The organism is Streptosporangium sp. NBC_01639, assembly GCF_045209755.1.
GTDB lineage: Bacteria > Actinomycetota > Actinomycetes > Streptosporangiales > Streptosporangiaceae > Streptosporangium.
In genome coordinates, this window is record NZ_CP109272.1 from 4077783 (window position 1) to 4098369 (window position 20587).

Below are 20587 nucleotides of genomic sequence, written 5' to 3' on the forward strand. Positions count from 1 at the left end.
GACGCGACGGATGACGAGGTGAGGCCACTGTCTTTCAGGTTAGTCCCTTTGTGAACCGGTGCACAAAGTGGGGGCCGAGGGGATGGCGATCCCTCCCGGGCCTGCGGTGGGACACCTATCTGCCATGAGAAGCGTAAATCGCTCGGATCTCAATCGATTTCGTGCGATTAGGGGGAAGACAGTGGCGAGGGAGCCCACCTGCGCATGCCCGCGACTCGGCTACCGTGACGGGCATGGCACCGCAGGATCACCACATCACATTGCTCGGAAAGCCCGGCTGTCACCTGTGCGACGACGCGCGGAAGGTGATCGACCGGGTCGCCACGGAACTGGGCGTCCCCTGGGACGAACGCGACATCACTCTCTCGGAGGATGACCAGGCCGCATATGGGGAGATGATCCCGGTCACCCTCGTCGACGGGGTCCAGCACGACTTCTGGCGCGTCGACGAGAACCGTCTCCGCGCCGCGCTCAGATCCTGAAGGTCATCGGGAGCGGCACCACCTTCGCGGCGTTCACCTTGAGCTCGATCACGTTGGTGGCGAGCACCATGGTCTGCCGTTCGCCGACAAAACGCTCCACATGCGGCTGGCGCTGGTGGTCGGTGTAGGCGACCTCGTCACGGTAGAGCTCGTAGATGATGCGCTGGAGCGGGGCGGACTTCACCGAGTGACACACGTAGACCAGCGTGTCGGGCTCGGCACGCCGGACGGCCTCGACCGTCTCCTCGGCCAGCCGGTCGAACAACTCCCCGGTGCCGTCGATCAGGGTGAAGACCGTCAGTAGGCCGAAGATGCTCGGCGACGGGCGGGAGGATCCACCCTGTTCGGCCGCGCCCGGATACAGGGCACCGGTCACGGGAGGGCCGGCCCCTAGGTCGGGAGCCTGACCGTGACCGGAGACGCCACCGGCCCCCGGACCCGGGGGCCGTCCGTGTGCCGGGGCTCCGTGCCGCCGCTCGAAGTCCTGGCCGTATCCGGCCGAGCTGCCGAACGCCTGGTCGGCGGGCATGGGCTGGAGGCTGCCGCCGCCCTGCGCCCTGTATGCCGCGTCGGGCAGGGCGAACTCGCCGGTACTGGGACCGGCGGGAGCGGCGGGATCGGCGGGCCTGCCGTACTCGCCGGTGCCGGAAGCGGGCCTGCCGTACTCGTTGACCGGAATGTCGTACTCGCCGGTCGGCTGGTTGGTGGGCGGCATGCCGAACTGGCCGGTGCCGGGAGGCACCCGGGTGTATTCGCTACCGCCGACGGGCTGGTCGGCGGACGGCATGCCGTACTCGCCTGCCATGAAGGTGCCGGTGGCGGGGCCGCCGAACGGGTCGCCCGGGGGGGCGGGCTGTTGCTGCATGCGCGCCGCGTAGTCGACGTCCCGCTCTCCCGCCCGGTACTCGGCCACCAGATCACCGAGGCCCGAACGGCGCGGAGACTCCTCGGGCAGGGCACGCCGCCCTGCGACCTGCACGTCCCGGGGCGGCTCGGAGACCGCGCGGCGGCCCACCGGCCCGCGCTCCTCCTCCCAGTCCTTCTCGTCCTCCTCCTCGTCGTCGTCCTCGTAGGGCGCGAGCGGGCGGAGCACGACGTACCAGACCGCGGCGGCGGTCACGCAGAGGAGCAACGCGGCGAACATCCCCGGCACCGTGAAGCTCATGGCTCCGACCAGGGCCAGGCCCGTCGGACCGAGCGCCAGAAGGGCGTGCATGTTGTCGGCGTCGTAGTCGTCGCCATCGCGCCAGCGCACGACCGCGAAGGCGATACCGCCCAGCAGGATGAGCGCGACGGTCGCGTGGGTGGCCCAGAGCACGTAGGACGGCGCCAGTCCCCATTGGTCGCGGGCGAGCGGGAGGGCCTTGGTGAACGGTGCTTCCTGGAGCGGGTCGACAACCATGATCACTATGGCGACGATGGTGAGGGCGATGCCCAGCAGCCAGGAGGCGAACCTGGCACCGGGCCTGCGCGCCACGAGCTGGACGATCCCGACGGCCAGCCATAGAGGGGCCAGCAACGAACCGGTCACCTGATAAACACGGAATGTTACTGACCCAAAACCGATTAAATAGCCGGTGGCGACTACTGCGAGTGACAGGCACAGCGCCGCCGTCGTAATGCTCCAGGCGATCAGCCACCCCTTGGGCTCATCGCGGAGCCGGCTGACTAGGGCGACTGTGGCTATGGCTGCGAGCAACGCTCCGGCAAACGCGATGACAGCGACGAGGACTTCCATGGTGGCTCCAATGCTGCCGGACATTGCCCCTTAACCGGTAGCCGGACTGGTAGGCGCCCTCTCAGCCCGGTAGAAACGACCGGCCTCCTACGCTATCGGCCGATTACCGGTAGTCACGACATTACGAAGTAGATTGTGGAATTTCAGGTTCATTTCTAGAGTGATCGAGCACGCTGCACCCCCTCCCCCCACAGGGATACCGGATGCCAGACACGTGGCCGTTCGCCGGGCCTCTCCCCAACGCTTCGGGGGTGGCCCAGCCTGTCCGCAGAAACGAGCTCGCCCCACGCGAGGACGCCTCGGAGGATCTCCGGAGGCTCGTTCTACGCGCCAAAACCGGGGACGCGGACGCATTCGGCACGCTCTACGACCGCTATCTCGACCTCGTCTACCGCTACGTCTACTTCCGGGTCGGTTCCCATCCGCTGGCCGAGGACCTCACCAGCGAGACCTTCCTCCGCGCGCTCCGCCGAATCGCCGACTTCACCTGGCAGGGGCGCGATTTCGGAGCCTGGCTGGTGACCATCGCCAGGAATCTGATCACCGATCACTTCAAATCCGGCAGATACCGTCTTGAGGTCTCGACGGCCGAGGTGATCGACACACCGCTCGACGGTGCCAACATCCCGGAGAACGCCGTCGTCGCGGCGATGGTCAACGACCGGATTCTCAGCGCCGTCAGAAGCCTCGGCGCCGAGCAGCAGGAGTGCGTGGTCCTCCGGTTCCTGCACGGCATGTCGCTGGCGGAGACCGCGCTCATCATGGGCAAGAAGAGTGGAGCGATCAAAGCGCTGCAGTTCCGGGCGATCCGGGCTCTCGCCCGAGCCCTCCCCGCGGACCTCGGCTGAACTCGACCGGTATGCCGATGACGATCTGGCGCGTAACCCGGCGCGCCGAGCCATCGTTAGGCAGATGACACCGATGGGTCATGATCTGGGGGCGGCAGGGAGCGTTCATGGGTAAGTGGCTGCCCGGAATCTCACGGAGATCGCAGGCGCGCATCCAGAATCGTGTGTCGATGCTCGGCATCCGGATGGGCGGCAACCCCCGTCCGGAGTTCCGCTCCGAGCTCCGCGAACGCCTCATGGACGCGTCCGAGCAGGAGGATCCTCCCATCGGGCAGGCGGCCCGGACCCGGCCGAGGCCCCGCCCGAGGTTCCGCCTGATCCTGTTGCCGCAGCTCCTCAGCCTGAGCCTGGCGGCCACGACGGTCATGGCGGGGCTGGCGACCTACCGGTCGACGCCCGGGGACACGCTCTACCCGCTCAAGCGCGCCGCCGAGAGCACGCTGTTCCACCTGAGCACCGACGACGCCGAGCGTGCGGGCCGCTCCTTCGACTACGCGGAGACCCGCGCCCACGAGGTCGAGGAGCTCCTCGGTTCCACCCGGCGCGAGAACTACCTGATCAAGGAGACCCTCCAGGCCATGGAGGACACCACCCGCTCCGCGGTCACCTCTCTCACCCGGGTGAGACGCCGCGACGCGAAAAGCGACGCGAAGAGCGCCGGCCAACTCAAGCGTTTCGTCCAGAAGCAGCGCCACCAGATCGAGGGGATGCTCCCCAAGATGGACGTGGAAGAGCAACGCCGGGCCCACGACTACCTCAACTACATCGACGGCCTGGCCCCGCCCGGATAGGGGTCACCCGTCACTTGCGGGACACCGCCGCCTGCCCACGCGATGTAACCCGATTTCACCCGCCTGCGCCGGTTAAGCTGAGGTGCTATGAGGCGGCTGATACGAAGGCGGGACGACGCGGAGACAGCTGAGAACGCGGAGATGGCCGGGGACGTGGCGGCCGCGGCGGCCGTCGCGATGCCGATGGCCGACCCCGACCCGGCCGCGGCCGCCTTCTTCGACGTCGACAACACCATGATGCGCGGGGCCTCGATCTACCACTTCGCCCGGGGCCTGGCCTCGCGCGGCCTGTTCACCACCAAGGACCTGCTCAAGTTCGCGCTCGGCCAGGCGGTGTTCCGGGTCCGCGGCGACGAGAACCCCGAGCACATCGCCCAGGCCAGGGAGACCGCGCTGGCGTTCGTGGCGGGCAGCAGGGTGGAGGACATCGTCCGGCTCGGCGAGGAGATCTTCGACGAGGCCATGGCGGACCGGATCTGGCCGGGTACCCGTGCCCTCGCCCAGGGCCACCTGGACGCGGGGCAGCGGGTCTGGCTGGTCACCGCGACCCCCGTGGAGCTGGCCCGCGTGATCGCCCAGCGTCTCGGCCTGACCGGCGCGCTCGGCACCGTCTCCGAGACCGTGGACGGCGTCTACACCGGACGCCTGGTCGGGGACCTGCTTCACGGCCCCGCCAAGGCGGAGGCGGTCCGGGCCCTGGCCCGCAGGGAGGGGCTGGACCTTTCCCGCTGTTTCGCCTACAGCGACTCGGCCAACGACCTGCCGCTGCTCTCCCTGGTCGGCCACGCCGTCGCCATCAATCCCGACGCCGAGTTACGCGACTACGCCCGGGAGAGCAAGTGGGACGTCAAGGATTTCCGCACCGGCCGTAAGGCCACCATGATCGCCCTGCCCATCGCCGCGGGCGCCGGTGCCGTCGCCGGGGGTGTGGCGGCCGCCATCGCCCTCCGGCGCCTCTACCGCTCCAGATAGCCGCCCGGGGCAGCGGGCCGGCGGTCAGAAGAGCGGCGGGAAGGCGTGGCCACGTCGGAGGCGGAGACTGTTCAGCTGCTGCTGGATGACCTCGCGGACCTGGTCGGTGAGGTTGAAGACCAGCATGGGATCGTCCGCCTCCGCGGGATCGAACTGGTCGGTGCGGATGGGCTCACCGAAACCGATCATCCACTTCGACGGCAGCGGCACCAGGCCGAGAGGACCGAGCCAGGGGAACAGCGGGGTGACCGGCAGGTACGGCAGGCCGAGTGCCCTTGCCAGGAGACGTAAATCGCCGATCTTGGGATAGATCTCCTCGGCGCCCACGATGGCACAGGGAACGATCGGCACTCCGGCGCGGATGGCGGAGGCGACGAAGCCCCCGCGTCCGAACCGCTGCAGCTTGTAGCGTTCGGAGAACGGCTTGCCGACCCCCTTGAAACCCTCGGGGAAGACGCCGACCAACTCGCCCCCACGGAGCAGGCGGTCGGCGTCGTCCCGACAGGCCAGCGTGTGACCGGTCTTACGGGACAGGTGACCGAGCAGTGGAAGCCGGTAGACCAGATCGGCGCCCAGCAGGCGGACCGCCCGGTGCTCGGGATGATCGTCGTGCAGCGCCACCTGAAGCATGAGCCCGTCCAGTGGAAGGGTGCCCGAATGGTTGGCCACGACGAGGGCGCCGGAGTCACCGGGCACGTTGTGCATGCCGACGGTCTCCACGCGGAACCAGTGCCGATACAGCGGGCGGATCAGTTCGAGCAGCACCTTGTCGGTGAGTTCGGGGTCGAAGCCGAACTCGTCGACCTCGTACCGCCCCGTGACGCGACGGCGCAGGAAGGCGAGCAGTTCGGCGAGGCCGTGCTCACCGTCCTGATCCGTCATCCCGCCGCTCCGCGGGTCATCAGGTCCATCATGGCGATCGGGAGTCCACCGGCCAGATCCCGTGCGCGGACGAAATCCTCGAAGGCAGCGGAGGTCGAGTAGGCGGGCTTCCAGCCGAGACGGCCGGTCAGCCGGGTGGTGTCCACAACGCGGCCATGGCACATCAGGCGGAGCTGCTCAGGAGAGAAGTCGACCAGTCCGGCGCCCCGGGCGAGGTCCCCGAGAAGACGGAACGCGGCCGAGGGCACGGGCAGGGAGAGCAGGCCCGCTCTGCGGGCGCACTGTGAAAGCAGCAGCACGCCGTCTCCGGCCACGTTGAACGTGCCGGGGTGATCCTCCATCGCCATCCGCCTGAGCACCTCGACCGCGTCGTCCTCATGGACGAACTGCAGCCGGGGATCGAAGCCGAACACGGTCGGCAGGACGGGCTGGGTGAAGTAACGGGTCAGCGGTGAGTCGACACCGGGCCCCATGAAATTGGCGAATCTGAGCGTCGACACGACCACGTCCCGGCGCCGTCTGGCGAAACCGCGGACGTAACCCTCGACCTCCGAGGCGTCCTTGGCATATCCCCGGGCCGGCGGCTCGCCCGGCTCGGCGTCCTCGTCGAAGACCGCAGGATCGCGTGGAGACGAGCCGTACACCGCGGTGGTGGAGCGGACCACGACACGGCGGACCGTCGCGGACCGCTGACAGGCACCGAGCAGTTGCATGGTGCCGATGACGTTGTGCTCTTTCATGAGAGTCCGGCCACCACCCCGCGGGGGAGCGCTCACCAGGCTCATGTGAACCACTGTGTCGATGTCGGCGGCCGCGATCACCTGGGCGATGTCGGGGCTGCGCAGATCGACGCGGACGAACTCCGTCCGGCCGAGAGGGACGCCGCCATCACGTGAGAGCGAGGGCGGCGGCACCGTGTCTACTCCGATGACCCGGTCGATGTCCGGGTCAGCCGCGAGAACGCTCGCCACTCGGGCGCCGATGTGGCGCGAGACCCCGGTGACAAGCACGGTGTGGGTCATCGGCGCCTCGCAGATCCGCGTTACTACTTCTTGTTACGCCGCTGGATGCGGGTCTTCTTCAGAAGCTTGCGGTGCTTCTTCTTCGCCATGCGCTTACGACGCTTCTTGATCACAGAGCCCACGGGACCCCCAGGTAGCTGGTAGCCGAGATTGTCAAACCGGTGCGCGAACAACACACCGGCTCAACAGACTACCGGCGATCCACGGTAGATCTCCCCCTGGGGGGATCCCGGGTACTGGAACTCACGGCGTGACGACCACGCCGCTACCTCGGTGAAGCAGGAGCTCGCCGCATGCCGGTATGACCGGGAAACTCGGACGGATCGGTCACTCACCGCTCCGCGCCGATCCCGCGGCCGACCCGTTTCTCACCGGTCCGTCCGCTGGTCGCGCCGGGCTCGATCGCTTCAACCCGCCTCGATGTAGGCATCCCTGAGATAGTCATGCACCGCCTGTTCCGGCACTCGGAAGGATCGACCGACCCGGATGGCCGGCAGCTCGCCCGAATGCACGAGTCGGTAGACAGTCATCTTGGACACCCTCATGACTGTGGCCACTTCTGCCACGGTCAGGAACTTCACCTCACTGAGAGGTCTTTCGCCTGCACCCATCGGACGCCTCTTCCGCACGTGTTTCCGGGTTATCCCCACTGGTGCCATTGCTCACGCACGTGTACTGCCGTCAGCGTAAGTCGGGACTCCGAGTGCGCAAACCCCCTATTTTCTCAGCCTCTGTTGCTATACGTCAGCGAAACGGAGAAACTCGCTGGCCAGCAGCCGGAACGCACCCCTCATCTTGATCTTGGAACGGACCAACCATCTCTTATTAGAGTCGCCCACAAGCATCAAAAAGTTGGCAAACGGTCGGCGCGCAGCGCGGAATGCAGGCGCGAAAAGCCCGTATAGGGATGACCCATTTTGTGCATCCCCCGTCTCAGAGGGCCCGTACGACCCTCTCGACCAGATGACCCGTCAGCGGATCGTAATATCTGGGTAGCACGTTGTCATCGAGCGGGACGGTCACAGCGATCTTGTCCTCCGCCTCTCCCACGAAGAGCGCCGGATCGTTGCTGTCGGCGAACCCGACCGTGAGAATGCCCGCCTCACCCGCGGCACCGGCCCAGCCGTGGTCGGCGATCACCAGATCGGGCCGGTCGTCACCGAGTTCGTCGAGCATGGCCCGCATCGGAGCCGGATCGTGCGTGTGCACGAAGGCGCCCCGGTCGGCCAGCATGGCTACGTCGTCCATGTAGCGGATCTCACGCTTACGGCCGAACCCGGCGCTCCAGTAGGACCAGCCCTCGGCGGGGGCCATCAGGGTCGCGCCGCACTCGCGGGCGAGCCGCGCCAGGGCCATGTGGACGGTGAGCAGGCCGGTGGGGTGTCCGGTGGCGAAGAGGATCCGGGCGCCGCCGGACCGGAGCACGCCGGCGATGGTGTCACCCATCGCCTCGACGGCGTCGATCGTGCGGTCCGGGTCGATGGTGTCCTGGCCCTCACGATGGTCCGGATCGGCCACGACCCCGGCGGACTTGGCCATCAGCTCCAGCACGTCGTGATAGGACCACTGGCCCCGCGGGACCAGCCCGAACATGTAGTGCGGGTCCCGGTTGGCCAGCGACCTGTAGTGGTCCAGGTTGTTCTCCCGGCTGGTCGCCACCTCACCGGCGATCCGGGTGCGGACCAGGTGCTCACGGAGGTCGTCCCGCGTCAACGGCGGCACCGCGCGTCGCGGCTCCGGCACTTCCACCCTGTGATCTCCCTCGTCACTCGTCCGTCCGTTCCCCGCCTCTCGGTCCGGCTCGTCGGCGCGGTCTCTCGGGTCACGGGAGGGGGTCCAGCCCGTGAAGGGGGAACGCGGCCTTCCGGGTCGCCATGATGGCCCGGTCGATCGGGTCTGCTGGATCATAACCGGCGGAGAAATCACTAAATTCCGGATCTCTCCCATCGGTCAAGGTCAACGGCGGTGTCTGCCCGGTCCGCTCCCTGACCAACCGTCGCCATTCCTGCGGGGTGGCGGTGGCCGGATCGAGCGGGTGCCCGGAGACCTCGGCGATCAGATGGGTCCACGCCCGGGGCACCACCTGCACCAGCTCGTATCCCCCACCACCGGTGACCACCCACCGGCCGCCCGCGGTCTCATGGGCCAGCCCGTGCAGCGCGGCGTAGGCGGCGCGCTGGCCGTCCAGGCTGAGCATCAGGTGGGCCAGCGGGTCGAGCGCGTGACTGTCACAGCCGTGCTGGGTGACCAGGATCTCGGGGGCGAACTCCCGCAGCAGCGGCGGCACCACCGCGTGGAAGGCCCTCAGCCAGCCGCTGTCGCCGCATCCGGCGGGCAGCGCCACATTGACCGCGGTGCCCTCCGCTCCCAGTTCCCCGGGGAAACCCGTGCCCGGGAAGAGGGTGCGGGGGCTCTCGTGCAGGCTGATGGTGAGGACCCTGGGGTCGTCGTAGAACAGCGCCTGCACGCCGTCGCCGTGATGGACGTCCACGTCCACGTAGGCGACTCTGGAGGCTCCCTGGGACAGCAGCCAGCCGATCGCGGCCGCAGGGTCGTTGTAGACGCAGAACCCGCTCGCCGCGGCGGCCATCGCATGGTGCAGGCCCCCCGCGACGTTCACCGCGTGCTCCGCCTCGCCGGTCCAGACCGCGCGGGCTGCGGCGATGCTCGCTCCGGTGATGAGGGCGGACGCCTCGTGCACCCCGACGAAGGCGGGATTGTCCTCGGTGCCGAGTCCGTGGGCCAGATCGGGCCGCCCGCTCGCGGAGACCCGCTTGACGGCCTCGATGTAGTCACGGTTGTGGACCAGCGCCAGTTCGTCGTCGGAGGCGGGGGCGCAGCCGACCACCTCCACCGCGTCCAGCACGCCGAGCTCCCGTGCCAGCGCCATGGTCAGCGCGACCCGCACGGGCGCGAGCGGATGTCCGGGCCCGAAGTCGTACGAGGTGAGCGCGTCGTCCCAGACGACCCGCACGGACCGGCTCATAGGCCCTCCCTGTCTGATCGCGGCGCGGCGCGCTCGCCGATGATCTCCCCACCTCGGCCGACGTTACCGCACGTATATGGAAGAGGGTTTACACGGTCGTCACAGAGGAGAAGGCAGTTTTCATCTGAGCGAAATATCCGAATTTCTTCGCATCAATCCTTGATCAGCGAAGCGGCCGCGGCGGCGGGGACGCGGTCAGCCGCCGGCGAGCTGACGGCTGCGGTCTCTGGCGGCCTCGATCGCCGCCAGGAAGGCGGCGCGGACGCTGTGCCGCTCCAACTCGGCGATGGCCGCGATGGTGGTGCCGCCCGGAGAGGTGACGGCCTCGCGCAGGATCACCGGATGCTCTCCGGAGTCCCGGAGCATGATGGCCGCGCCGACGATCGACTGGGTGACCATGTCGAGGGCGGCGGCGCGGGGCATGCCCAGCAGGATGCCGGCGTCGACCATGGCCTCGACCAGGTAGAAGAAGTAGGCGGGACCGCTGCCGGACAGGGCGGTGGCGGCGTCCTGCTGCGACTCGGGGATGCGCAGCACCTTGCCGACCGGCCGGAGCAGGCCCTCGGCGCGTTTGAGGTGCTCCTCCGAGGCGTGCGCGCCCGCCGAGATCACGCTCATCGCCTCGTCCACCAGCACCGGCGTGTTGGACATGACCCGGACCACCGGGACGTCCGCGCCGAGGCGCGACTCCACGAAGGAGGTCGTGATCCCCGCCGCCGCCGAGATCACCAGGCGGTCGGCCGGGAGATGCGCCGCGATCTCGCCCAGCAGGGACCCCATGTCCTGCGGCTTGACCGCCAGGATGATCGTCTCGGCGCTCTTGGCCGCCTCGGCGTTGGACACCGCCCGCACGCCGTACTGCTCCCTGAGGGCCTCGGCCCGCTCGGCCCGCCGGGCGGTCACCAGCACGTCGCTCGGCCTGAACCCGGCCCGGAGCAGCCCCGACAGCAGGGCCTCGCCCATCTTGCCGGTTCCCAGAATCGCGATCATATGAGCACCTCGGAGTCAGGACAGTGGAAGCTTCCCGCAGCCTATCCGCCTCCTCTTCCGAGGAGGTCGTTCAAGGAATCGGACCGGAACCGCGCCATGGTGGCGATGTATGCTACATCTAGGGGTTATCAACATTGGAGGTACGACATGAGCGTCACTCAGATCGACCTTGACGACGAGGCCCTCGCCGAAGCCATGCGGATGCTGGGCACTACCACCAAGAAAGACACGGTGAACGCCGCCCTGCGGGAGTACGTGGCGCGCGTCAAGCGCATCGAGGCACTCGAGAAGCTCTCCGCCCGTGCGGCCCGAGGCGAGTTCGACGAGGCGATCGCAGCTCATGAAGGCGCCAAGCGAGCTCGGAAGGAAGCCTTCTCTTGACCCGCTACCTCATCGACACCTCCGCGTTGTGGCACCTGATACGCACGCCGGAGACACAGGAGGCGTGGGCCGACCGGATCGTCACGAGAGCGCTGAACATCTGCGAACCCACCCGAACGGAGTTCCTCTACTCGGCGACCGGTCCCGCGCACCGTGACGAACTGGAGGCGGAGCTCAATGACCTCTGCCAGTACGCCACCGTCCCGAAGACCGCGTGGCGCTGGGTCGAGAACGCGCAGTACAAACTCACGCTGAAAGGTCAGCATCGCGCTGCGGGTCCGATCGACCTTCTGCTGTGTGCCACCGCCGTCCACCACGGTCTCACCGTGCTCCACGTCGACGATGACTTCGCCACGGTTTCAGCGGTCATGACCGAGGTCATGCAGCGCGACGTCCGGATGCATTGAACCGGCCCGGACCCCGATCCGTTGTCAGAATTATGCGTATGATCGCGATTCCGCTGCTGACCGGGACCCTGCTGCTGGCGCTGGGCTGCGGCGCCGAACCCGGCGCCACGACCGCCGGCCCGGCGGGCACCGGCTCGGCGACCGCCGGCAACCCCTCCCAGCCGGTGAGCCACACCGTGGCGCCCCGGACCGAGCCCACGGGCGGCGTCCCCAAGCCGACCAGGCCCCAGGGCCACACCGACAAGCCCCGCAAGGTGCGGTGGCTCTCGGCGAAGCCGTCCAAGGACGGCCGGAGCCTCCGGGTCACCTGGTGGTCGGGGGTGGAGCCCTGCCACGTCCTCGACCGGGTCACCGTCCGCGAGACCGCCAAGCAGGTGACCGTCACCCTCTGGGAGGGCACGAGCAGCAAGGTCAAGAATCCCATCTGCATCGCCATCGCCGTCCAGAAGGTGACGACCGTCAAGCTCAAGGCCCCCCTCGGCGGCCGCAAGGTCGTCGACGGCGCCCGCTAACCGGCCGGGGCGTCGTAGACGGCGACGGACCAGGCTCCCGGCCTGCTGCCCAGCATGGCGGCCAGCCGGTCGGCGTTCTCGGGGCTGTCGAGCACGTATCGCCCGTCGCAGACCTTCGCCCGGCGGTCGCGCGATTCGGGTCCCTTCAGGATCGGCGCGTCGGGCGGGAAGACCCAGAACGTGACCGCGTGCGTGCGGGCCGCCCAGCCGGGCTCGTATCTCTTCTCGTCCTCCTTCGATGGGGGACAGGGAACATCCCTTGTTTCCCGAAGGGCGGGAATGCTTTCACGCACCCCAGGGTTGAGCGACATAGGCTCAAGTCGTTTGACAAACGTCAGGCGAGGTTCCAATATGAGTCCGACCGACTCAACTTTGACTACAAGGACGTACTCATGGCACGTGCGGTAGGTATCGACCTGGGGACGACCAACTCCGTCGTCTCGATCCTCGAGGGCGGTGAGCCCACCGTCATCGCCAACGCCCAAGGCTCGCGGACCACGCCGTCCGTCGTCGCCTTCGCGAAGAACGGCGAGGTTCTCGTCGGTGAGGTCGCCAAGCGGCAGGCCGTCACCAACGTGGACCGCACGATCCGCTCGGTCAAGCGCGAGATGGGCACCAACTGGTCCGTCGAGATCGACGGCAAGAAGTTCTCCCCGCAGCAGATCAGCGCCTTCGTCCTGCAGAAGCTCAAGCAGGACGCCGAGGCCTACCTGGGTGAGAAGATCACCGACGCGGTGATCACCGTCCCGGCCTACTTCAACGACGCCCAGCGTCAGGCGACCCAGGAAGCCGGCACCATCGCCGGCCTCAACGTGCTGCGCATCATCAACGAGCCCACCGCGGCCGCGCTCGCCTACGGCCTGGACAAGGAGAAGGACGAGACCATCCTCGTCTTCGACCTCGGCGGCGGCACCTTCGACGTGTCCCTGCTCGACGTCGGCCAGGAGGACGGCCACGGCTTCGTCGAGGTCAAGGCCACCAGCGGTGACAACCACCTCGGTGGTGACGACTGGGACCAGCGCGTCGTCGACGAGCTCGCCACCCGGTTCAAGAACGCCCACGGCGTGGACCTGACCAAGGACAAGATGGCCCTCCAGCGCCTGCGTGAGGCCGCGGAGAAGGCCAAGATCGAGCTCTCCAGCCAGTCGGAGACCTCCATCAACCTGCCCTACATCACCGCCTCGGCCGAGGGCCCCCTCCACCTGGAGGAGAAGCTCACCCGCTCCGAGTTCCAGCGGATCACCGCCGACCTCCTGGAGCGGACCAAGGGCCCGTTCAACCAGGTCATCAAGGACGCCGGCATCAAGGTCTCCGACATCGCCCACGTGGTGCTCGTCGGCGGCTCGACCCGCATGCCCGCGGTCGCCGAGCTCGTCAAGGAGCTGACCGGCGGCAAGGAGCCCAACAAGGGCGTCAACCCGGACGAGGTCGTCGCCATCGGCGCCGCCCTCCAGGCCGGTGTGCTCAAGGGCGAGGTCAAGGACGTCCTGCTGCTCGACGTGACCCCGCTGTCGCTGGGCATCGAGACCAAGGGCGGCATCTTCACCAAGATCATTGATCGCAACACCACGATCCCGACCAAGCGCTCCGAGGTCTTCACCACGGCCGAGGACAACCAGCCGTCCGTGCAGATCCAGGTCTACCAGGGCGAGCGCGAGATCGCGGCCTACAACAAGAAGCTGGCCACCTTCGAGCTGACCGGCATCGCCCCGGCGCCGCGCGGCATCCCGCAGATCGAGGTCACCTTCGACATCGACGCCAACGGCATCGTCAACGTCTCCGCCAAGGACCTCGGCACCGGCAAGGAGCAGACGATGACGATCACCGGCGGCTCCGCGCTGCCGAAGGACGACATCGAGCGCATGATGCGCGAGGCCGAGTCCTACGCCGAAGAGGACAAGCAGCGCCGCGAGGACGCCGAGACGCGCAACAACGCCGACTCGCTCGTCTACCAGACCGAGAAGTTCCTCGGCGAGAACGCCGAGAAGGTCCCGGACGACATCAAGACCGAGGTCAACGAGGCCCTGGCCGAGCTCAAGAAGGCGCTCGAAGGCACCGACTCGGCCGAGATCCGCACCGGCGCCGAGAAGCTCGCCACCGTCAGCCAGAAGATGGGTTCGGCGATCTACGCCCAGTCGCAGGCCTCCGAGGCCCCGGCCGACGCCTCCGGCGCTCCCGGCGCCGAGGACACCTCGGGCGCGAAGAGCGACGAGGACGTGGTCGACGCCGAGATCGTGGACGACGAGCCGAAGCGCGAAGACGGCAAGAAGTGACGACCGCGAAGCCGAGGGGAGCGCGAGCGTGAACACGCGCGAGAACGGTTCCGGGGAGGAGCCGGTGATCCGCGACAACCGCAAAATCGACCCGGAGACGGGCGAGGTGCGTGAACCGGCACCGGAGCAGGCCGAACAGCCTGCTCCGGCGGCCGACCTCGCCTCGGTCGAGCTGGCCACCCAGCTCGCCGAGCGCACCGCGGACCTGCAGCGTCTCCAGGCCGAATACTCCAACTACCGCAAGCGGGTCGAGCGGGACCGGGTCGCGGTCAAGGAGCAGGCGGTGGCCGGCGTGCTGGCCGAGCTGCTGCCCGTCCTCGACGACATCGGCCGGGCCCGCGACCACGGCGAGCTCACCGGCGGCTTCGCCAAGGTGAGCGAGTCGCTGGAGGCGGCCACCGGGAAGCTGGGACTGAGCACCTTCGGCACCAAGGGCGAGCCTTTCGACCCGACCGTGCACGAGGCGCTCCTGCACAGCTACTCCCCCGACGTCACCGAACCGACCTGCGTGGAGATCCTGCAGTCCGGCTACCGGCTCGGCGAGCGCGTGCTCCGTCCCGCGCGGGTCGCGGTCGCCGAGCCCGAAGAGCCCGCGTCGGACGACAACTGATACCCCCCATATCTGAGAAGGAAGACAGATGAGCACCAAGGACTACCTGGAGAAGGACTACTACGCCGTCCTTGGTGTGCCCAAGACCGCCACCGCCGAAGAGATCAAGAAGGCATACCGGAAACTGGCCAGGCAGTACCACCCGGACGCCAACCCCGGAGACTCGGCGACCTCGGCCAACACGGCCAAGTTCAAGGACGTCTCCGAGGCCTACGACGTCCTGTCCGACACCAAGCGCCGCAAGGAGTACGACGAGGCGCGGACGCTGTTCGGATCGGGGCTCGGCGGTTACGCGGGGGGCGGGGGCGCCCCCCGCGGGGGCGGGTTCCCCTTCGACCTGGGAGACCTGTTCGGCGGCACCCAGCAGCAACAGCACCAGGGGGGCGCCGGGGAACGCATCGGCGATATCTTCGGCGGCCTGTTCAACCGGGGCGCCGGCACGCCCCGCGCCGGCGGGACGACCACCAGGGCGCGGCGCGGCCAGGACATCGAGTCGGAGGTCACGCTCTCGTTCGGTGAGGCCGTGGACGGCGCCACCGTCTCACTCCGCCTCACCAGCTCGTCGGCGTGTACGGCGTGCGGCGGCACCGGCGCCAAGGCCGGGACCACCCCGCGGGTCTGCCCGACCTGTGAGGGCACCGGCGCGGCCAGCCGCAACCTGGGCAACTTCGCCTTCTCCGAACCGTGCCGTGACTGCAAGGGCCGCGGCCTGCTGGTGGACGACCCGTGCCCGGTGTGCGAGGGGAGCGGGCGGGGCAAGAGCACCCGCACGATCCAGGCGCGCATCCCGGCCGGGGTCGGTGACGGCCAGCGCATCAAGCTCAAGGCCAAGGGGGCGCCCGGTGAGAACGGCGGCCCGGCCGGTGACCTGTACGTCCAGATTCACGTGAAACCGCACCCGGTCTTCGGCCGGACCGGCGAGAACCTGACGATCACCGTGCCGGTCACCTTCACCGAGGCCGCGCTCGGCGCCGAGATCAAGGTGCCGATCCTCAAGGGGCTGCCGGTCACGCTGCGCATCCCCGAAGGCACTCCGAACGGCCGCACCTTCCGGGTGCGGGGCAGGGGCGTGGCCCGCAAGGACGGCACCAAGGGCGACCTGCTCGCCACGGTCGAGGTCCTGGTGCCCCAGCAGCTCGAGGACAAGGCAAGAAACGCGCTGGAGGAGTTCCGCGACGCCATGGCAGGCGGTGACCCGCGGGCCGACCTCATCCAACAGGCCAGAAGCGAGTAGCCATGGAAGCCAACTACTTCGATCTGTCGGACGACACTCCCGTCTACGTGATCTCGGTAGCCGCCCAGCTGTCGGGCCTGCACCCGCAGACCCTGCGGCAGTACGACCGCCTCGGGCTGGTCAGCCCGGGGCGCACGTCGGGTCGCGGGCGGCTGTACTCCACCCGCGACATCGTGATGCTCCGCGAGGTTCAGCGGCTCTCCCAGGAGGAGGGCATCAACCTCGCGGGCATCAAGCGCATCCTGGTGCTGGAGACCGAGGCTCTCCGGCTGCGCGACGAGAACCACCGCCTGCGCTCGGAGATGACCATGATTCGTGCACTGATCCAGTACCAACTGCCACCCGCCTGACTTCACGGAGGCCGGGGGGCGATCCGCGACGCGGAACGTCGCAGTCGATACGCGGGGGCACGCCAGTGATCTTCACTCGCGGGGCACGAGAGCCGGGCCGACCCGCGACCAGTGAGGGCACCGGTCACCGGCGCCCCAGCCGCTGAACGCAGTGAGGGCAGACAAGCATGGACTACAAGCTCACCCAGAAGAGCCAGGAGGCGGTCTCCTCCGCCATCAGGCGCGCCGCGGCCGAGGGCAACCCCGAGGTCGCACCGGCGCACCTGTTCACTTCGCTGCTCGGCCAGAGCGGTGGCACCGCCGTACCTCTTCTGGAGGCCGTCGGCGCGGACTGGAAGCAGGTGCGCACCGAGGCCGAGCAGCAACTCGCGGCCCTGCCCAAGGCGCAGGGCGCGACGGTCGGCGCCCCGTCGAGCTCCCGGCAGTTGCTCACCGTGCTGAACACCGCGGCGCAGCGGGCCCGCCAGCTTGAGGACGAATACGTCTCGACCGAGCATCTGCTCGTCGGCCTCGCCGCCGACGGCGGCCCGGTCGCCGAACTGCTCAGGTCACGCGGAGCCACCCCCAGCGCCCTGCTCGACGCCTTCGAGAAGGTGCGCGGGCACGCCCGGGTGACCAGCGAGACCCCCGAGGACACCTACCAGGCGCTGGAGAAGTACGGCGTCGACCTGACCGAGCGGGCCAGGGCGGGCAAACTCGATCCGGTGATCGGCCGTGACGCGGAGATCCGCAGGGTCATCCAGGTGCTCAGCCGCCGGACCAAGAACAACCCGGTGCTCATCGGCGAGCCCGGCGTCGGCAAGACCGCCGTGGTGGAGGGGCTGGCCCAGCGGATCGTCGCCGGCGACGTGCCCTCCAGCCTGCGCGACAAGCGCCTGGTGGCACTCGACCTGAGCGCGATGGTCGCCGGCGCGAAATACCGGGGCGAGTTCGAGGAGCGGCTCAAGGCCGTACTCGGCGAGATCAAGGAGAGTGACGGCCAGGTCGTCACCTTCATCGACGAGCTGCACACCATGGTCGGCGCCGGAGCCGCCGAGGGCGCGATGGACGCGGGCAACATGCTCAAGCCCATGCTCGCCCGCGGCGAACTGCGGATGATCGGCGCGACCACGCTGGACGAATACCGCGAGCGCATCGAGAAGGACCCCGCGCTGGAGCGGCGCTTCCAGCAGGTCTACGTGGGCGAGCCCACGGTCGAGGACACCATCGCGATCCTGCGGGGCCTCAAGGGCCGCTACGAAGCGCACCACCAGGTCCAGATCGCCGACAGCGCGCTCGTGGCCGCCGCCGCGCTCTCCGACCGCTACATCACCTCCCGGTTCCTGCCGGACAAGGCGATCGACCTTGTCGACGAGGCCGCCTCCCGGCTCCGCATGGAGATCGACTCCCGCCCGGTGGAGATCGACCAGCTCCAGCGGAACGTGGACCGGATGAAGATGGAGGAGCTGGCGCTCTCCAAGGAGACCGACCAGGGCAGCCTCCAGCGGTTGGAGCGGCTCCGCAAGGAACTCGCCGACCGCCAAGAGGACCTCAACGGCCTGGTCGGGCGCTGGGAGCGGGAGAAGGCGGGGCTCAACCGGGTCGGCGACCTCAAGAAGAAGCTCGACGAACTGCGTGGCGCCGCCGAACGAGCTCAGCGTGACGGCGACTTCGAGGCGGCCTCACGGCTGATGTACGCCGAAGTGCCCAAGCTGGAGGCCCAGCTCGCCGAGGCCAGTACCGCCGCCCAGCCCGACGACCCGATGGTCAAGGAGGAGGTCGGCCCGGATGACATCGCCCAGGTCATCTCCTCGTGGACCGGCATCCCCGCAGGGCGTCTGCTTGAGGGCGAGACCACCAAGCTGCTGCGGATGGAGGAAGAGCTCGGCACCCGTCTGATCGGCCAGCGGCAGGCCGTCCAGGCGGTCTCCGACGCCGTACGGCGAGCACGGGCGGGCATCTCCGACCCCGACCGGCCGACCGGCAGCTTCCTGTTCCTCGGCCCCACCGGTGTCGGCAAGACCGAGCTGGCCAAGTCGCTGGCCGACTTCCTGTTCGACGACGAGCGGGCGATGGTCCGCATCGACATGAGCGAGTACGGCGAGAAGCACAGCGTGGCGCGTCTGGTGGGGGCCCCTCCCGGCTATATCGGCTACGAGGAGGGCGGTCAGCTCACCGAGGCCGTGCGGCGCAGGCCGTACACCGTGGTGCTGCTGGACGAGGTCGAGAAGGCCCATCCGGAGGTCTTCGACATCCTGCTCCAGGTGCTGGACGACGGACGGCTCACCGACGGGCAGGGCCGGACCGTCGACTTCCGCAATGTGATCCTGATCCTCACCTCCAACATCGGCTCGCAGTTCCTGGTGAACCCGAACCTGGAGCGGGACGCTCAGCAGAAGGCCGTGATGGACGCGGTCAGAGCCTCCTTCAAGCCGGAGTTCCTCAACCGGCTCGACGACGTGATCCTGTTCGACGCGCTCGGTGTGGAGGAGCTGTCCAGGATCGTGGATCTGCAGGTGACGCACCTGGCCAGGAGGCTGGCCGACCGGCGGCTCACCCTGACCGTGACCCCGGCGGCACGCGACTGGCTGGCGCTGACGGGCTACGACCCGATGTACGGCGCGCGGCCGCTCCGGCGACTGGTCCAGTCGGCCATCGGTGACAAACTGGCCAAGGAGGTGCTCTCCGGCGAGGTCCGGGACGGCGACGAGGTCCTGGTGGATCTCGACAAGGCGAACGACACCCTGGAGATCGGGCCGGTGAAGGCCTGACCGACCCACCCGGGTAAGGGCTTGACCGGCATTGGGTCAAGCCCTTACCCGGGCAAGCCCCCGCTGTTACGTTCGGCAGTCGACAAGCTACCGAAAACAACAGGGGGGCGTGAATGTCGAACACATCACGGAACATCCGGGGACTTCTCGCGGTGGCGGCGCTCACCGCCGGCGTGAGTTGGGTGGTGACCGCTTCGGCGTCCGCCTCCACCGTGCCCTGCCAGGTGCGTGACCCGGCGGGGGCGCCCGGGTCCGCGACGGCCGTCTGTGACAGAACCCGCTCCGGCCGGGTGGCCCATGGCCCGGCCGGCCGTTCGGCCGGTGGGGTGACCGGCGGTGCGGCTGTGGTCACCGCGGACCGGCTGGCACGGATCGCCGGGCTGCCGGGACTCGCTCAGGCTTCGGGGGTGGTCGGCTTCGCCGACACGACAGGCGTCGCAGCGGGCACCGGGGTGCCCACCCCGCCCACGACGGCGCCCGTCCGTTCCGTCCATCCCGACCGCTCCGGTCGTTCCGGCCGCCACGGGCACTCTGACCGCATCAGCGCGGCCCTTCGTGATCGGCGCGACTCTTCGTGATCAGCGCGGGCCTCCCTGATCAGCGCGGCCCTTCGTGATCAGCGCGGCCCTTCGGCCCGGGTCACGCCGGATCGGGCGGCGACCCGTCTTCCAGAAGCCCGGGACCGGTGGGACACGCTCACCGGGCGTCGGGGCCGGTGAGCGTGTCCCACCGGGCGTCGGGTCCGGCTTCCGGAAGGTCGCGATCAGTGGGACGCGTCGAGTTGGGCGTCGAGCTCGTCTTCAGGGAGACCCAGGTCCACCCGGATCCGGTAGCGGGTGCGGAGCAGCGCGGTATGCTCCCCGCTGCCCTTCACCGCCCCCTGAGCTCCCTCGGTCGCCCAGTAGTGGGCCTCCCGCAGGTCTCCGTAGGCGACCAGGGTCTCGGCCAGCGTGAGTGCGGTGGCGGGAGCGACACCGCCGTCGGCCCGGATCGCCTCGATGACCGCTCGCCCGTCGTCGGGCTGTTCGAGCTCGAAGAGAGTGTCGGCGATGCCGGCCCGCGGGTCGATGCTCACCTCGCCGCCGTCGTCCACCGCGCGTTGGAAGCAGTCAAGAGCGCGGCCGGGCTGTCCGGACTGCCGCCACTCCTCCGCGGCGAGCACGAGGATCGCCGCCCGTGAGATATCACCGGACACGTATGCCTCTACCAGCGCTTCCAGCCGCCGGGCGAGGTCTTCATGATCGTCAGCCAGAAGGGTCTGCTCGAGCAACCGCTCAACTTGCTCATGTGTCACATGCGCCACATCGCGAGAGTACCGAGCGGCGCTCGAATCCGCCTGCACAACGGCAGGTATTCCTT

General features: G+C 68.7%; 22 protein-coding genes and 1 pseudogene. 13 read left to right on the top strand and 10 right to left on the bottom strand.

Annotated elements, in window-relative coordinates:
• Positions 1–233 precede the first annotated feature (233 nt).
• Positions 234–482: a glutaredoxin family protein gene (locus tag OHA77_RS18465; RefSeq protein WP_326819430.1), complete on the top strand. Its 249-nt coding sequence runs from the start codon at positions 234–236 to the stop codon at positions 480–482.
• Here the strand turns inward: OHA77_RS18465 and OHA77_RS18470 are convergent.
• Entirely contained in the window at positions 472–2001 is a 1530-nt protein-coding gene (locus tag OHA77_RS18470; RefSeq protein WP_406319259.1) for a putative quinol monooxygenase, read from the bottom strand. The genes OHA77_RS18465 and OHA77_RS18470 overlap by 11 nt on opposite strands.
• A 422-nt stretch (positions 2002–2423) precedes the next feature.
• Here OHA77_RS18470 and OHA77_RS18475 point away from each other — a divergent pair, with 422 nt between their 5' ends.
• From OHA77_RS18475 to OHA77_RS18485, 3 genes are all read left to right on the top strand, one after another.
• Positions 2424–3068: a sigma-70 family RNA polymerase sigma factor gene (locus tag OHA77_RS18475; RefSeq protein ID WP_326819428.1), complete on the top strand. Its 645-nt coding sequence runs from the start codon at positions 2424–2426 to the stop codon at positions 3066–3068.
• 107 nt (positions 3069–3175) lie between these two features.
• Positions 3176–3859, top strand: a complete 684-nt coding sequence (locus OHA77_RS18480) for a DUF5667 domain-containing protein (RefSeq protein WP_406319260.1) — start codon at positions 3176–3178, stop codon at positions 3857–3859.
• Positions 3860–3946: 87 nt separating this feature from the next.
• A complete protein-coding gene (locus tag OHA77_RS18485) occupies positions 3947–4831 on the top strand; it encodes an HAD family hydrolase (protein ID WP_406319261.1) in 885 nt (294 codons plus the stop codon).
• Between the two features lie 24 nt (positions 4832–4855).
• Here the strand turns inward: OHA77_RS18485 and OHA77_RS18490 are convergent, their stop codons facing one another.
• From OHA77_RS18490 to proC, 7 genes are all read right to left on the bottom strand, one after another.
• Entirely contained in the window at positions 4856–5713 is an 858-nt protein-coding gene (locus OHA77_RS18490; RefSeq protein ID WP_326819425.1) for a lysophospholipid acyltransferase family protein, read from the bottom strand.
• A complete protein-coding gene (locus OHA77_RS18495; protein WP_406319262.1) occupies positions 5710–6735 on the bottom strand; it encodes an NAD-dependent epimerase/dehydratase family protein in 1026 nt (341 codons plus the stop codon). The genes OHA77_RS18490 and OHA77_RS18495 overlap by 4 nt, the downstream gene beginning before the upstream one ends.
• Positions 6736–6758: 23 nt before the next feature.
• On the bottom strand, positions 6759–6857 hold the full coding sequence (locus OHA77_RS18500; RefSeq protein WP_018654693.1) for a 30S ribosomal protein bS22: 99 nt from the start codon (positions 6855–6857) through the stop codon (positions 6759–6761).
• Between the two features lie 285 nt (positions 6858–7142).
• Positions 7143–7346 carry a helix-turn-helix domain-containing protein gene (locus tag OHA77_RS18505; protein ID WP_012887307.1) on the bottom strand — a complete coding sequence of 68 codons (204 nt, stop codon included), beginning with the start codon at positions 7344–7346 and terminating at the stop codon, positions 7143–7145.
• 322 nt (positions 7347–7668) lie between these two features.
• Complete coding sequence (locus OHA77_RS18510; protein ID WP_326819423.1) at positions 7669–8484, bottom strand: phosphatase; 816 nt, start codon at positions 8482–8484, stop codon at positions 7669–7671.
• 73 nt (positions 8485–8557) lie between these two features.
• Complete coding sequence (locus OHA77_RS18515; RefSeq protein WP_406319263.1) at positions 8558–9721, bottom strand: acetoin utilization protein AcuC; 1164 nt, start codon at positions 9719–9721, stop codon at positions 8558–8560.
• A gap of 195 nt (positions 9722–9916) precedes the next feature.
• Positions 9917–10711, bottom strand: a complete 795-nt coding sequence (gene proC / locus OHA77_RS18520; protein ID WP_326819421.1) for a pyrroline-5-carboxylate reductase — start codon at positions 10709–10711, stop codon at positions 9917–9919.
• A 147-nt stretch (positions 10712–10858) separates the two neighbouring features.
• On the opposite strand from proC, the gene OHA77_RS18525 reads away from it, so the two are divergent.
• From OHA77_RS18525 to OHA77_RS18535, 3 genes are read left to right on the top strand one after another with little or no spacing between them, the layout of a single operon-like run.
• The gene (locus OHA77_RS18525; protein ID WP_406319264.1) at positions 10859–11092 is read left to right on the top strand and encodes a type II toxin-antitoxin system VapB family antitoxin; all 234 of its coding nucleotides are present in this window, start codon (positions 10859–10861) and stop codon (positions 11090–11092) included.
• Positions 11089–11499: a PIN domain-containing protein gene (locus OHA77_RS18530; RefSeq protein ID WP_406319265.1), complete on the top strand. Its 411-nt coding sequence runs from the start codon at positions 11089–11091 to the stop codon at positions 11497–11499. Before OHA77_RS18525 ends, OHA77_RS18530 begins: the two co-directional genes overlap by 4 nt.
• A 38-nt stretch (positions 11500–11537) precedes the next feature.
• Positions 11538–12011 (top strand): hypothetical protein, encoded by a 474-nt coding sequence (locus tag OHA77_RS18535; RefSeq protein WP_406319266.1) that lies wholly within the window; start codon positions 11538–11540, stop codon positions 12009–12011.
• Here the strand turns inward: OHA77_RS18535 and OHA77_RS18540 are convergent.
• On the bottom strand, positions 12008–12322 hold the full coding sequence (locus OHA77_RS18540) for a hypothetical protein (protein ID WP_406319267.1): 315 nt from the start codon (positions 12320–12322) through the stop codon (positions 12008–12010). The genes OHA77_RS18535 and OHA77_RS18540 overlap by 4 nt on opposite strands.
• Positions 12323–12403: 81 nt before the next feature.
• On the opposite strand from OHA77_RS18540, the gene dnaK reads away from it, so the two are divergent.
• From dnaK to OHA77_RS18570, 6 genes and pseudogenes are all read left to right on the top strand, one after another.
• Positions 12404–14284 carry a molecular chaperone DnaK gene (gene dnaK / locus OHA77_RS18545; protein ID WP_406319268.1) on the top strand — a complete coding sequence of 627 codons (1881 nt, stop codon included), beginning with the start codon at positions 12404–12406 and terminating at the stop codon, positions 14282–14284.
• Positions 14285–14312: 28 nt separating this feature from the next.
• The gene (grpE, locus tag OHA77_RS18550; RefSeq protein ID WP_326819416.1) at positions 14313–14894 is read left to right on the top strand and encodes a nucleotide exchange factor GrpE; all 582 of its coding nucleotides are present in this window, start codon (positions 14313–14315) and stop codon (positions 14892–14894) included.
• Between the two features lie 28 nt (positions 14895–14922).
• A complete protein-coding gene (gene dnaJ, locus OHA77_RS18555; protein ID WP_406319269.1) occupies positions 14923–16128 on the top strand; it encodes a molecular chaperone DnaJ in 1206 nt (401 codons plus the stop codon).
• 2 nt (positions 16129–16130) lie between these two features.
• Positions 16131–16383 (top strand): annotated as a pseudogene (locus OHA77_RS18560) (heat shock protein transcriptional repressor HspR); the annotation flags it as partial.
• A gap of 262 nt (positions 16384–16645) precedes the next feature.
• Positions 16646–19228: an ATP-dependent chaperone ClpB gene (clpB, locus tag OHA77_RS18565; RefSeq protein ID WP_406319270.1), complete on the top strand. Its 2583-nt coding sequence runs from the start codon at positions 16646–16648 to the stop codon at positions 19226–19228.
• A gap of 113 nt (positions 19229–19341) precedes the next feature.
• A complete protein-coding gene (locus OHA77_RS18570; protein WP_406319271.1) occupies positions 19342–19806 on the top strand; it encodes a hypothetical protein in 465 nt (154 codons plus the stop codon).
• 185 nt (positions 19807–19991) lie between these two features.
• Here the strand turns inward: OHA77_RS18570 and OHA77_RS18575 are convergent, their stop codons facing one another.
• Positions 19992–20531: a hypothetical protein gene (locus tag OHA77_RS18575; protein WP_406319273.1), complete on the bottom strand. Its 540-nt coding sequence runs from the start codon at positions 20529–20531 to the stop codon at positions 19992–19994.
• Between the last annotated feature and the right edge of the window lie 56 nt (positions 20532–20587).

Coding starts and splice junctions, on each gene's coding strand:
- OHA77_RS18465 (WP_326819430.1), top strand. CDS start 234: ATGGCACCGCAGGATCACCACATCACATTGCTCGGAAAGCCCGGCTGT.
- OHA77_RS18475 (WP_326819428.1), top strand. CDS start 2,424: ATGCCAGACACGTGGCCGTTCGCCGGGCCTCTCCCCAACGCTTCGGGG.
- OHA77_RS18480 (WP_406319260.1), top strand. CDS start 3,176: ATGGGTAAGTGGCTGCCCGGAATCTCACGGAGATCGCAGGCGCGCATC.
- OHA77_RS18485 (WP_406319261.1), top strand. CDS start 3,947: ATGAGGCGGCTGATACGAAGGCGGGACGACGCGGAGACAGCTGAGAAC.
- OHA77_RS18490 (WP_326819425.1), bottom strand. CDS start 5,713: ATGACGGATCAGGACGGTGAGCACGGCCTCGCCGAACTGCTCGCCTTC.
- OHA77_RS18495 (WP_406319262.1), bottom strand. CDS start 6,735: ATGACCCACACCGTGCTTGTCACCGGGGTCTCGCGCCACATCGGCGCC.
- OHA77_RS18505 (WP_012887307.1), bottom strand. CDS start 7,346: ATGGGTGCAGGCGAAAGACCTCTCAGTGAGGTGAAGTTCCTGACCGTG.
- OHA77_RS18515 (WP_406319263.1), bottom strand. CDS start 9,721: ATGAGCCGGTCCGTGCGGGTCGTCTGGGACGACGCGCTCACCTCGTAC.
- proC (WP_326819421.1), bottom strand. CDS start 10,711: ATGATCGCGATTCTGGGAACCGGCAAGATGGGCGAGGCCCTGCTGTCG.
- OHA77_RS18525 (WP_406319264.1), top strand. CDS start 10,859: ATGAGCGTCACTCAGATCGACCTTGACGACGAGGCCCTCGCCGAAGCC.
- OHA77_RS18535 (WP_406319266.1), top strand. CDS start 11,538: ATGATCGCGATTCCGCTGCTGACCGGGACCCTGCTGCTGGCGCTGGGC.
- OHA77_RS18540 (WP_406319267.1), bottom strand. CDS start 12,322: ATGTCGCTCAACCCTGGGGTGCGTGAAAGCATTCCCGCCCTTCGGGAA.
- dnaK (WP_406319268.1), top strand. CDS start 12,404: ATGGCACGTGCGGTAGGTATCGACCTGGGGACGACCAACTCCGTCGTC.
- dnaJ (WP_406319269.1), top strand. CDS start 14,923: ATGAGCACCAAGGACTACCTGGAGAAGGACTACTACGCCGTCCTTGGT.
- clpB (WP_406319270.1), top strand. CDS start 16,646: ATGGACTACAAGCTCACCCAGAAGAGCCAGGAGGCGGTCTCCTCCGCC.
- OHA77_RS18570 (WP_406319271.1), top strand. CDS start 19,342: ATGTCGAACACATCACGGAACATCCGGGGACTTCTCGCGGTGGCGGCG.